This window comes from Acidobacteriota bacterium, from assembly GCA_028874215.1.
GTDB lineage: Bacteria > Acidobacteriota > UBA6911 > RPQK01 > JAJDTT01 > JAJDTT01.
On sequence record JAPPLF010000077.1, the window covers coordinates 60979 to 73188 of the forward strand.

Annotated in this window: 10 protein-coding genes and 1 pseudogene; 6 read left to right on the forward strand and 5 right to left on the reverse strand. The window is 63.2% G+C overall.

Going from position 1 to position 12210, the window contains the following annotated elements; genetic code table 11:
- Positions 1 to 17: 17 nt before the first annotated feature.
- Positions 18 to 512, forward strand: a complete 495-nt coding sequence (locus OXT71_15205; GenBank protein MDE2927742.1) for a nucleoside 2-deoxyribosyltransferase — start codon at positions 18 to 20, stop codon at positions 510 to 512.
- A 55-nt stretch (positions 513 to 567) separates the two neighbouring features.
- Here OXT71_15205 and OXT71_15210 read toward each other — a convergent pair whose 3' ends face one another.
- The gene (locus tag OXT71_15210) at positions 568 to 3420 is read right to left on the reverse strand and encodes a hypothetical protein (GenBank protein ID MDE2927743.1); all 2853 of its coding nucleotides are present in this window, start codon (positions 3418 to 3420) and stop codon (positions 568 to 570) included.
- A 208-nt stretch (positions 3421 to 3628) separates the two neighbouring features.
- Between OXT71_15210 and OXT71_15215 the strand changes: the two genes are divergently transcribed.
- The 5 genes from OXT71_15215 (at position 3629) to hflC (ending at position 8595) form a co-directional block, all read left to right on the forward strand.
- Positions 3629 to 3925 (forward strand): hypothetical protein, encoded by a 297-nt coding sequence (locus OXT71_15215; GenBank protein ID MDE2927744.1) that lies wholly within the window; start codon positions 3629 to 3631, stop codon positions 3923 to 3925.
- A 38-nt stretch (positions 3926 to 3963) separates the two neighbouring features.
- On the forward strand, positions 3964 to 5256 hold the full coding sequence (locus tag OXT71_15220) for a hypothetical protein (protein MDE2927745.1): 1293 nt from the start codon (positions 3964 to 3966) through the stop codon (positions 5254 to 5256).
- Between the two features lie 28 nt (positions 5257 to 5284).
- A complete protein-coding gene (locus OXT71_15225) occupies positions 5285 to 6562 on the forward strand; it encodes a valine--pyruvate transaminase (GenBank protein MDE2927746.1) in 1278 nt (425 codons plus the stop codon).
- A gap of 96 nt (positions 6563 to 6658) precedes the next feature.
- Positions 6659 to 7669, forward strand: a complete 1011-nt coding sequence (hflK, locus tag OXT71_15230) for an FtsH protease activity modulator HflK (GenBank protein ID MDE2927747.1) — start codon at positions 6659 to 6661, stop codon at positions 7667 to 7669.
- The gene (gene hflC, locus OXT71_15235) at positions 7666 to 8595 is read left to right on the forward strand and encodes a protease modulator HflC (GenBank protein ID MDE2927748.1); all 930 of its coding nucleotides are present in this window, start codon (positions 7666 to 7668) and stop codon (positions 8593 to 8595) included. Before hflK ends, hflC begins: the two co-directional genes overlap by 4 nt.
- Before the next feature lie 12 nt (positions 8596 to 8607).
- Here hflC and OXT71_15240 read toward each other — a convergent pair whose 3' ends face one another.
- The 4 genes and pseudogenes from OXT71_15240 to OXT71_15255 all read right to left on the reverse strand — a co-directional run.
- Positions 8608 to 10065 carry a sialidase family protein gene (locus OXT71_15240; protein ID MDE2927749.1) on the reverse strand — a complete coding sequence of 486 codons (1458 nt, stop codon included), beginning with the start codon at positions 10063 to 10065 and terminating at the stop codon, positions 8608 to 8610.
- 37 nt (positions 10066 to 10102) lie between these two features.
- Positions 10103 to 11260: a DUF3500 domain-containing protein gene (locus OXT71_15245; GenBank protein ID MDE2927750.1), complete on the reverse strand. Its 1158-nt coding sequence runs from the start codon at positions 11258 to 11260 to the stop codon at positions 10103 to 10105.
- A gap of 290 nt (positions 11261 to 11550) precedes the next feature.
- Positions 11551 to 11756 (reverse strand): annotated as a pseudogene (locus OXT71_15250) (DUF433 domain-containing protein).
- 72 nt (positions 11757 to 11828) lie between these two features.
- Positions 11829 to 12210: DNA methyltransferase (locus tag OXT71_15255; protein MDE2927751.1), on the reverse strand; the 382-nt coding region annotated here is incomplete at its 5' end.

Consider the following 12210-nt stretch of genomic DNA (forward strand, 5'->3'; position numbering starts at 1 on the left):
AAATCAGGTGAACCAACATGACATTCAGGAAGATTCTTTACCTGGCCAATCCGTACGGCTTTTCCCTGCAATTGCAGGAAGGGCCGCTGACCGGTCTGGTCGCTGCTCTGGAAGGGATCGGGGCGGAGGTCTGGGAACCCTTCGCGCGAAACGGGGAGGAGGACGTCTCAAGTCCAGGGTGGGCCTACCGGGTCGGTCAGGCCGATGTCAGAGACGTGAGGGAGGCGGACGGCTTCTTCGGGGTGGTCAACGGTTGTCCGCCAGATGAAGGGGTCATGGTGGAGCTGGGGCTGGCGATCGCCTGGAAGAAGCCGGTGTTTCTATTCCGGGACGACTTTCGGCGCTGCACGGACAGTGAAACCTATCCGCTCAATCTGATGCTGTTCGCCGGCTTGCCGGAGACGGGCTGGGAGGCCTACTGGTACACGTCCATTGACGAGATCGCCGATCCGGGCAAGGCCTTGGTTCGGTGGTTGGAGGGAGGGGAAATTCCTCCGTCAGCGGCTCGTTGAGCCGGGATGGCGGCGGGGCTCCGGACGGGCGCAGACTCCGTGAGAGGGGTCCGGTTTAACGTCGCGTGACCCAGATCGCTGAAGACCAGGCCATCATCTCGTCTTCCTGGATGACCCTCACGTAGTAGTAGCTGGTCCCCGGTCCGGAGTCCTGGTCCAGGTAGGTCACCGATGCCTCCCTTTGGTGGGGACGGGTCTGATAGACGAACCTGTTGTCCTTGACCACGTCGATCTGGCGGATGGGTCCGGTTCCGATGGCCTTGATTTCCAGCTTCGGGGTCTCGGAGACGGTGGTTTCGTCCCCCATGAAGGCGTCGCCTATGCGGAAGTCGATGACGATATTGTCCGTGGAGGCCAGGGTGTGGCGCTGTTTCAGGCCCTGGAAGATTCCTTCCCGCGTAAACTCCGTGGCCCAGACGCCCGCGTAGGACATGTGGGTGGATTCGTGGTCGGAGCTGGCGATGACGCCGATGCGGTGTCCGCGGGCCAGGGCGTCCCACAACATGTGGGGTCCTTCGGGCCGGTTCCCCAGGGGCCCCCGGCTCTCCTCGGGGAGTGCGTCCGAGTGTTCGTAGGAGCGGCGGAAGCCCTGGTACATTTCCAGCACCGGCTGGCTCACCGGATCATGCCATTTCCAGCTCACCCGCGGTCCCAGCGGAGAGTGGGGGATGGAGATTCCGTCGGTCCCCTTGAGCCTTTCCCAGAGGCCCAGTGGAATGTTGTCCGAGGGGATCCCCACGTCGCCGGGGATCAGTTCGCCGCGCCGCTCGGGCCAGATCAGATTGCGGTGTCCCCCCGGGAATTCCATGCTCCGCTCGTATCCGAACAGGGATACGAAGCGGCCCGGAAACAGGTACATGTCCGCCACCTTCTGGGTTCGCCACCAGCCATATTCGCCCAGCGCGTCCTCCTTTCCGGCTTTTCTCTCCCCGCCCGCCACCATGTTGTAGGTCTGGTTGTGGTCCGTCGTGGCCATGAAATCCAGCTCCGCCCCGTCCAGCGCGTAACGGTACTGACCCGAGATGGAGAGGTCGGTCCAACCGTGACCGACGATATCGGTGTGGCGGTGCAGGTCGCCGTAATAGAGGCGATAGGTCTTGCTCCCCACCGTGGTCTCGTAGAGCTTGTTGGGTGTGGGCGAATAACTCGTCTCGGGCGCCGGGGCCGGTACCGGGCGCAGATCCACGGCCTCGCCCGTGGCCGGCGGCGCGGCCAGGCGCGAGGACCAGAGGTCCCACTGTCCCAGGCGCCGGTTTCCGCCCGCGCGGTAGTCGGTGGGATAGAGCACCCAGACGCTTCCGTCCGGGTGTGCGGCCGCGGGAAACTCCTGCGTCAAGCGGCCGCTGCTGAAGGCCAGTTCCCGGGGCCTGGACCAACGCCGGCTGTTGAAATGGACGGCGTACACGTTCCAGACCTCGTCCGGATACATGCGGCTGGTCCATTGGCGGAAGATGAGCCAGAGGTTGCCGTTTCGTCCCATCAGGAGCCGCGGCTGTTCCTGGAAGTTGAGAGGCAGGTCCAGGAAGCGGCTTGCAGGGTCCTGTCCCATCCGGTGCCAGTTTCCCTGACTTCGGCATCGAATCCGGATCTTGCGGTCGGAATGGAGCAGGGTCGCCGCGAAGTTGCTTTCCTGGGCGTAGTCCTTGCCCCACTTGGGCCCCGATTCCTCCCAGGCGACCCAGAGCCGGTCCCGGGAGTCGAAGACCACCGACGCGTTGGCTTCGAAATAGCGCGTGGCTGAGACCGGTTCCACCTTTCCCAGGCGGCCCCTGGGGCCGATGGTTCTCAGATAGATGTCGTAGTCGCCGTTCCGGTAGGTGTCCCAGACGATGGCGGCCCCGCCCCTGGAATCGACGGCGACAGCCGGATGCCAGTCGGTCCCGGGATGCTCGGTGACGCGGATCTCGTCCGGCAGGCGGCGGAAATCGGAGATGGAGAGGGCGTAGATGTCGGAGTTTCCTTCTCGCAGACCCTGCCAGACCAGCCAGTTTCTCCCCCGGCCGTCGGAGGCGGTGACCGGGTTGATGTCGTTACCCGGGTGGCGGGTCAACTGGATGGGATCTTCCAGAGAGGGCTTCAGTTGACGGGCCCAGAGATCGAACTGGTCTCGTGCAAGTTGGTTGTAGATGATCCAAAGGCTCTCGCCGGGGCCCCCGGTGATCAGGACCGTTCCGTAGATGGGTTCCCCTCCGGCCGAAGGGATCCGGTGAGGCGGGCCCCAGCCGTTGCTGCCCAGCGTGCTGTGGTAGAGGTGATCGGCGCCGTCCTGGTATTGGATCCAGGCCGCGTGGAGCCGGCCGTCGGGACCGGTCACGACGGACGGGTAGTCTTCTTCTCCGGGCGAGCGGGAAACGGGAAGAGCCGCCGGGGATCTTTCCACCGAAGCGGCGCCGTCCAGAAACGACAGAGGATCCATATCCGGAAGCTGGCCCAGGTCGACCTGGAAATCTCCCTGCATCGTGTTCACGTCCATCCGGGCGCCCGGAACCGAGTCCAGTTGCAGCCAGACGCCCACGGGACGGGTGAGCTTGAAGCCATAGCGGGGTCGTGAGTTCCCGAGTCCCTTGACGGTCCAGCTCGTGTCCACGTCGGGGCGCTTGGTCCGGACCCGCCAGGCGATCTTCGGTTCCTGAACCACCTCGGACCTCTCCTCGTCGAAGTTCCAACCCTGGATCCGGTGGAAATCGCCCCGGTTCAGGTGGGCGATTCCGTTCCAGTCCCGCAGTTCCGTGTCCTTCAGTCCAAGCGAGACCTTCACGGTGAGGGGGAGCTGCGACAGGTCGAAGGCAGGCGGAGGAGATGAGGCCTGCGTCGTCTTTTCTGCGGAAGGGAGCCACCCGGAGCCGAAACGGATCACTGAGGCCGCCGCCAGAGCCAGAATGAACACAGCCGAGAGGCGTCGAGTCATGGGAGGTTCGCGGAAACGAGGCTATGCGGTCGCCGCAGGCAGTGTCAAGGAACCGCGCTGCCGGCCATGGTTTGCCCGGGATGGATCTGAGGCCGCCGAAAGAAATTTGTCGGTGGAAAAATCTCATGGATAAACCTCATGGATAAACGGTAGTCCGTCGTTTAATTGACAGGATCTGAGCGAGTCAGTAGGTTCCACTGGAGGAAACATGAGCGTCGAATTGATCAGTGTCCTCGTGGCGATGGCGGCGATTGGCATTGCGTTGGCGGGGTTGATCCTCGCCACGAACCGGGGTCTTCGTCAGGATATGGCCCGAATGGAAAAGCGTCTGGATGGCAGGATCGATGCCTTGGATCGGAGGATCGACGCCCTGGAATCTCGCTTCGATGAGTTTCAATCGCAGTTGGACCGTCAGATTGCCGCGGTCCGCGAGCGCATAGCGCACCTGGAGGGGCTTCTGAAAGGACTTCAAGAAACCATCGTCAGAAGGTCAATCGCGGGTTAGAGGGAACAGGGAGAGACCGGGAGAAGAGACGAGATTCGATGTGGTTTCGGGCCTGTTTCCCGGTTCTCCTCCTGTTGATTCCGGTTTCCACCCTCGGGGCGGTGCAGTCGCCGCCCGAACCTGATTTCAATCGAGATATCCTGCCCATCTTCCAGCGCGAGTGCGTGGGTTGCCACAGCTCGGCCCTGAAGCTGGGAGGATTGGTCCTGGAGAGCTACCAGGACTTGATGAAGGGGGGAGAGCAGGGAACCCCTTTGGTGGCGGGTCATGCCGATCAGAGCCTCCTGGTGAGGATGCTGGAGGGAACGGCCGAGCCCAGAATGCCTCTCAACGGCCAGTTGCCGGCCGAACAGATCCAACTGGTGAGAGCCTGGATCGACGCCAGCGCCCGGCCTCCGGCAACGCTGGCCGCCGCTGACCATGCGGTTCCCATCCCGGATATTCCGCCCCAAGTCGACGTGGAGCCCCCGCTTGCCGCTTTGGCTTTCCATCCCAGTGAGAAGTGGCTGGCGCGGGGAGGTTTCCGGCAGGTCGAGCTTCTGGACCTGGTTGAGAACCGAACCCTTCACAGTCTCGAAGGTCCCCGGGACCTGGTCCGGAGCCTCAGCTTCAGCCGCGACGGAAAGCTGTTGGCGGCAGGAGGCGGAGCTCCCGCCCGGCAAGGGGAGATTCGAGTATGGAATCTGAACGGGCCCAAGCTCCAGGTCGAGCTGAAGGGGCACTCCGACTGTGTCTACGCATTGGATTTCAGTCCCGACGGCCGCCTTCTGGCAAGTTCCAGCTACGATCGCCTGGTTCGTTTGTGGGACGTCCGAACCGGAGCCGAGATCGGCGCCTTGGAGGAGCACAACGGGCCCATCTATTCCATCGGTTTCCTGCCTTCGGGAAACGAACTCGTATCCGCTTCGGCGGACGGAACGGTAAAGGTCTGGGATGTCGCCTCGCTCCGGCGGCTCGTCACCTTGCCCGGAGCCGAGGGTCCCCTCTTCGGCGTGGCCGTCCATCCGGAAGGCGGCCAGATTGCGACTGCGGGGGGCGACGGGACCATACGGATCTGGGTCCGGGACGGAGAGGAGTGGCAGGTAAAACGCTCTGTTGTGGCGCATCGGAGGGGGACGGAACACATCGTCTACTCTGCGGACGGCCGGAAGATCGTCACCGGCGGAACCGATCGGGTCGTCAAAATCTGGGACTCGAATCCGCTGTCTCGCGTCGGGGCTTGGGATCCTGAGCCCGATTCCATCCTGGCCCTGGCTCTGTCCGAAGACGGAAGCCTCGCTCTGGGACGTTACGACGGGATCCTGAAGCTCGTGGCCAACGCCGTAGACTAGACAGGAGAGGACGCGACTCAAGGTGAGCATGGATTTTTCGGCGTTCGGACGGCGGCTGTTGGGTGACTCGGGGACTTGGTCGCTGATGGACGACCTGGGTGGAATTGCAGCGTCCGGCGGCTCGATTATGAATCTCGGAGGAGGCAATCCCAGCCTCGTCCCGGCGGCCGTCGCGCGGTATCGCCGCCGGATGCAGGCGCTACTGGAGCGCGAAGGGGCGTTCGAGCAGGCGGTCGGCTTTTACGGCGGACCGGACGGAGACCGGGATTTCGCCCGCGCGCTGGCCCGATTCCTGCGAAGAGAGCTGGGCTGGGAAATCAGTGAGCGAAACATCGCCCTGACCAACGGGAGCCAATCCGCTTTCCTGCCCCTGTTCAATCTCCTGGCCGGCCCCATGGATGCCGGCCGGAGCATGCGCCGCATCCTGCTGCCGCTGGCGCCGGAGTACATCGGCTACGCGGACCTGGGCCTCACGCCCGGCCTGCTGACCGCCTGCCGCTCGACCATCCATGAGCTGGGCGGCAAGCTGTTCAAATACGGGGTGGACTTCGAAGAAATGGACGGTGTCGAGGACATTGGAGCCATCTGCGTGTCCCGTCCGTCCAATCCGACCGGCAACGTGGTCACCGACCTGGAGGTCGACCGGCTTCGCGCCGCCGCCCGTTCCCGCGGTGTGCCCCTCATCCTGGACACCGCCTACGGATCGCCCTTCCCGGGCATCGTCTTCGATCAGGACACCCCGGTATGGGACGAGCAGATGGTGGTCTGCATGAGTCTGTCGAAACTCGGACTTCCCGGGTTGCGCACCGGGATCGTCATTGCGAACGAGGAGATCGTCGCCGCTTTGGCCGCCGCCACGGCCATCTTCTGCCTGTCGCCCGGCAGGCTCGGACCCGCCCTCGCCACCGATCTCATCGAGAGCGGCGAGGTCCTGGCTTTGGTCCGGGAGGTGATCCGGCCCCACTACCAGGATCGCGCGGAGCGCGCCGTGAACCGGCTCCGCGCCGGGCTGGAGGACTACCCGATCCGTATTCACAAACCGGAGGGCGCGTTTTTTCTCTGGCTCTGGATGCCGGGCCTCCCCATGACCAACGCCACGCTCTACAAACGGCTCAAAGCGCGCGGTGTCATCGTCGTATCGGGCCACTACTTCTTTCCGGGACTCGAGGAGGACGACTGGCGGCACAAGCGGGAATGCATTCGCATCAGTTACGCCGACGACTGGGACCGGATCGAATGCGGACTCGACATCATCGTGGACGAAGTGAGCCGGGCATACGACGGATCGCCGGCCGGCTCCCCATGACACTCTTCGGCCTCATGGCGCACCCGCTTTCGAATTCATTCTGCCGACGGGGACCATCTCTGTTATCCTTTTCTTTGAGTCGGTAGAGCTTTCAACATGGCTGACCAAGTTTTCGACATGCCCGAGTTTCGTCCTCCGAAAATCAATTGGAGGTACGTCCGAGTAGGAATCCTGGTCGTTCTGGCGGCGATTACGGCCTTCGGGACCGTCTACCAGGTGCAGCCGGAAGAGGTCGGAGTCGTCCTTTTTTTCGGGCGTCATGTTCGCTCCGCCCAACCGGGCCTTCGCTTCAAGCTCCCCTTCGTGGAAGATGTATTGAAAGTCCCGGTGCAGCGTCAGCTCAAGCAGGAATTCGGGTTTCGGACCGCCCAGCCGGAGATCCGGACGCGATACGCCTCCAAGCGGTTCCTGGACGAGTCGTTGATGCTCACCGGAGATCTGAACGTGGCGGTGGTGGAGTGGATCGTCCAGTACCGGATCACCGATCCCTACCTTTTTCTCTTCAAGGTCCGGAACGTCCAGGAGACGTTTCGGGACATGAACGAAGCGGTGATGCGCGAGGTGGTGGGAGACCGGACCGTCACCGAGGTCTTGACCGTGGGCCGCCAGGAAATCGAGGACAGCGCGGAGCAGAAGCTTCAGAATCTCTGCAAGCAGTATGAGACCGGAATCACCGTGGACCAGGTCGTCTTGCAGAACGTGAATCCCCCCGATCCCGTGAAACCGTCGTGGGACGAGGTGAACCAGGCCCAGCAACAGATGGACCGCCTCATCAACGAGGCTCGCGCCGAGTACAACAAGGTGATCCCCCGGGCCAAGGGTGAAGCGGAACAGGCCGTTCTGCAGGCTCAGGGCTACGCCCTCGAACGCGTCAACCAGGCCAAGGGGGACGCCTCCCGCTTCAAGTCCTTGCACGACGCCTACCGCCGGGCGCCCGAGGTCACCCGGCGGCGGATGTACATGGAGACCATGCAGAAGATCCTGCCTCAATCAGGCCGCAAACTGTTTCTGGACCAGGATGCCGACGGTGTCATCCCGCTGCTCCCCATGGAGTCTCTGGAGAAGTTGATCCCGGGCCGATCGCGGGCGGAGGGAACGGACCAATGAAGGGCCGGCAGCTCTATCTGATCCTGGTTGTGGCCGTCCTCGCCCTGATGGTGAACGGGACCTACGTCACGAACGAAACCGAGCAGGTCATCATCACCCAGTTGGGCAGACCCGTGGGCAATCCGGTCACCGATCCGGGTCTGCATTTCAAACTTCCCTTCATCCAGACGGCCAACTATTTCGACAAGCGTTTTCTGGAGTGGGACGGAGATGCGGACCAGATGCCGACCAAGGACAAGCGGTTCATCTGGGTCGACACCTATGCCAGGTGGCGCATCAGCGATCCGCTCCGATTCCTGGAGCGGATGCGGGATGAACCCAGGGCACAGTCCCGATTGGACGACATCCTGGACGGCGAGACCCGCAATGCCATCGCCCGCCACGACCTGGTGGAGGTGGTCCGGACCAGCAACCGGGAACCCCAGGATGCCCAGGACCAAGCCGAAGAGGAGACCTCGGTGCTGGAGACCATCGAGACCGGGCGTCAGGCCATCACCCGGGAAATTCTGGAGACCGCTACGCCCAAGGTGGCCGACTTCGGGATCGAGCTCATCGATCTCCAGCTCAAGCGGATCAACTACGTGGAAGAGGTTCAGAAGGACGTCTTTGCCCGCATGATCGCCGAACGCAACCGGATCGCCGAGCGCTACCGGTCTGAAGGTCAGGGCGAGGCTGCCCGGATCCGGGGCGAGCGGGAAAGGGAGCTGCAGCGGATTCAGTCGGAAGCGTACAAGACGGCTCAGGAAACCCGCGGCCGGGCCGACGGCGAGGCGACCCAGATCTACGCCGAGGCGTACAACCGGGACGCTTCGTTCTACGCCTTCATGAAGAGCATGGAAACCTACGAGCGGGGCGTGGACGCCAAGACCATCCTGATCCTCACCACCAGGGGCGAGCTGCTCAGGCACATCCAACGCGCCCAGTAGGCGCGACCCAGGCTAGTCTTCGAATCGCCAGGCGGGAACCGGTTTGCCCGAGGAGTGGACCTCCTCGAGATAGGCTCCGGACTGGGGAGCCGGGCCCAACTGGCGGACAATCTCTCCGTACTCCACGATCCGGGTCACCATGACGTTGTGCCAGCGGCCGTCCCGCAGTCTCAGGTTCACGGCGATGGGGTGATCGACGTTCCAGGTGGAGCCTCCGGGAGGAGTGCCGAATTCGCTCCGGCAGTCGCGGGCGATGATGGGTGTCTCCAGACCTGTCCGGTCCGGCCGCAAAGGCCACAGCGCCAGGGTCTCGCGCAACCAACCGCCGCCCCGTTGATTCCCCCGGCGGTCCCGGGGGAGGCGGTAGGTGTGGGGCCAGGGGTGCATGTGAACCTGGTAGAGGTTGGACGCCACGTAGAGGCTGCCGTCGGTGGCCGGGTTGAGGTTGATGGGCGTGCTGCCGATGATCCCCCGGACGTAGATGATCTGTTCCCAATTCCGGCCCTGATCCCGGGAACGCCAGATGCGCACGTCGTTGTGGTCCGGCTCCTTGCCGCCGCGCACGCAGAAGAGGAGGGACCCGTCCCGGTCGCGCGCCACGCTGGGCTCGAAGGAGTTGTCCCCTCCGGTCACGGGGATGATGTCCGACGCTTCCCATTTTCCGTTCCGATGCTCCCACCGTACGAGGACCGCTCCGGTCGGTTCCGACGGCACGGAACCGGTCGCCGCCAGAGGCGCCCCCACCATTCCCATGATCAGGTCTTCTCCGTCAAGGATGGCCGGGCCCAGACCGCGGTTGGTGACCCGCCAGCCGGAAACGAGCTCGGTCTCGGCCACCTTGCGGGTCTCGACCACCCGGAACGCCTCGCCGTCGAACGCGTATTGTTGAACCTCGAAATACTTGTGTTGTTCGTTTCGCCCGAAGGGTTCGACCCCCCGAGGATTCTCGAAGCGCCAGACTTTGTCGCCGGACGCATCTGAATCGGCAGCCGGCCAGCCGATGGCGCTGGCCACTCCAAACCCGGTTCCCCCCTGTTCATACGGGGACCCGTTTTCCCGCCTCGCCCCCAGGGGAATGAATCCGCCTTGGACCGGATACTTCACCATGACGGCCGGCTTTCCGGGAGGATCGGAGTTGGGATTGGGTTCGAGGTGATTTCGAGAGAGGACGACGGCCCGTTCGGCCCGCACGTCGGAGAGGTCGTCGAACAGGACCGCGTCGGTGCCGATCTCGAAATCGACTCCGGGACCGTATTCGCGGCGGATGCCGCAAAACAGAGCCGCCTGGCGAGGCCCGATCTGATGGGCGGTGCCGAGGCCGTATCGCCAGGTGGCGTCGGCAGGCTCGGTTGGCGGCACCTTTAAATCGGCGCCACCCCGAGTGACGCCGATGATGCCCGCGGCCGACAGCGGAGCGGCCGCCGCCATTCCGGACCAGAGACACAGCAGAACTGCGGTCCTTCTGTACATTTCCGTCCTTCCTCTCCGATTCGAAGTTTCGCTTCTTTTACCGGATGTCACTCCGATCCAGGCCAGCCCAGTGGATTCCACCGGTCCCGTGATCGTATTTCCGGTAGTGATCCGCCAGGACGTCGAAGCCGAAATCGTTCTCGTAGTCCCGCCAGACCGAGTGGCTGTGGTTGCTCAGGTTCTGGGTGTTGTCGTATTCGATGAGGAAGGTCGGGGCCTGGACCCGGTAGTAGTTGCCCCTGGCGTGCCGATTCCCGGTGGTCCTGCCGCCGATGGGAACGGCCTCCGGTTTGGGCCGTCCAATCTGTCCGGCCCAGGCGAAGTAGAGCTGATCACGGGGCGTTTCCCGAGCGGTCTTCATGCGGCGGGCCGCCACTTCCTGGGGCATGTTGCCGGCGTATTCACCGATTAGCTCCATCAGACCCTCATATTGCGCCTCCGTCATCTTGGATGCCGGCAGCCCCTTGAGGTCGCCCTCGATCCCGGCCCGGCGGTCGGCCAAGGTCAGGATGTCCTCGGGCGCCACCTCCTGGTAGATGGCCTGACTCTGCTGCTCAGGATCCAGGCTCTTGAGAAAGGCGACCGCCAGATCCTCCTCCCGTTCCAGCACTCTCATCCCCTTGTGGGCTCCCTGGGCCACTTCGTGAGGATTGGCTCCGAAGAAGGTGGGACTGGACGAGATGAGCTTGCCGTCCTTGAGCGTGTAGTGCAGCGAGAGATGATGTCCCTCCACCCGCCAGCCCCAGTTGCCCTCGTCCCCAGGAGTTCCGAAGATGGAGAAATGGAAACTCTCGGCGTCCCGGTGCCCCGTGTGATCGTCCTCGATGGCGCGGATGATCTCCTCCATGCTCATGACCCGGGTCGCCTTGGCGAAACCGCTGCGGCTCAATCCCGAAGCCAGCAGGCCGCTGGCCAGGTGTTTCTGCATGGGGTTCATCTGTCCGAAGGTGATGCCGTTGCGGGTGTAGCCGTGGACCCGGGTAAATCCTCCTTCGGGAAAGTAATGCCAGTCGGCCCGGTGATCCGCCTCGAAGGGGAACAGGGTATAGGACCGCTGGACCCGGTCCAGGGACTGGGCCAGGACCTGCGCCGCATCACGCATGAGCGCTTCGGTCGTCGGAGTCCCGTGGTTGGCCACCAGCGCGGCTCCGGAAAACAGTAGAGCCGCCAACAAGATTCGCATGTGTTTTCTCATGTTCTTCCTCTCTCCGGGATCGGGTCCGGATGTCGACAATTCGGACCCGGACAATATTCGCCAAGTCTACCAGAGTCCTGCTCCCGCGACCCGTGTTAACAGCCCGTGGCAAAAGTCGTCACGGCATTCGACCGGGTCTGCATCCCGGCGGACTGATTCCAAAAATTCCGTAAACTATTCAACTTAAAAGAGTTACGAATATTTCTTCGACTCTCTTCCCCCCATTATTTCCACCTGATCGAATCGGATGCCATTGGCCCTTCGTGGCCGTAAACGGAGTAACCGTTCGGTCAGGCCGTGGAAGAGCGGTCGGTCGGCATCCGCTCAAGCAGTGCGACGGCCGGTGCCCTCGATACCGTGGGGTAGCCGTCTAGAAACTCGCCGAGCTGGTCGCCGACTTCGAGGTGCGATCAGCATGCGCACCGGAACCCTGGTCCCCGAGAATACGGGAGTCGTCCAAGATGGCAGGATTTCTGTTAGTGAGCTTCTCGGTCATTGTGACCTCCACTCGCGTCCGTCCCGTGTATCGGTCTGCCAAGCACCCACGCTCGCTCGAATGGGGAGTCTACTATGGCAAGCTGGAGGATGACACCAACAGCAATGCGGCGATTCGTCGTGCGGTGTCGGCGAAGTGCTGAACTTCCTCGGAACGAAGACTCCTGCCCAGAATCTCGTTCTCCCGGTAGGACAACCACTTCTTGAGCACTTGGTAGCCGCCAAGCCGGTAGTCCCAGACGGCGGAGGGTAGGTTGCGCCAGTACGCCTCCCCATTCAGGTAGACATCGCAGGTGGTCTCACCAAGGACGGCAAGGTGTTCTGCCAACGCTGCGCGCTCCTCAGGTCGATAGGGACGCTCGACGATGTGGCCTCTGCCGGGCATCACGGCATCGCCCGCTCCGAAGTGGCCCCAGCCCGCGGTCACGGCGAAGTCCTCGCCCGCCATGTAGCGT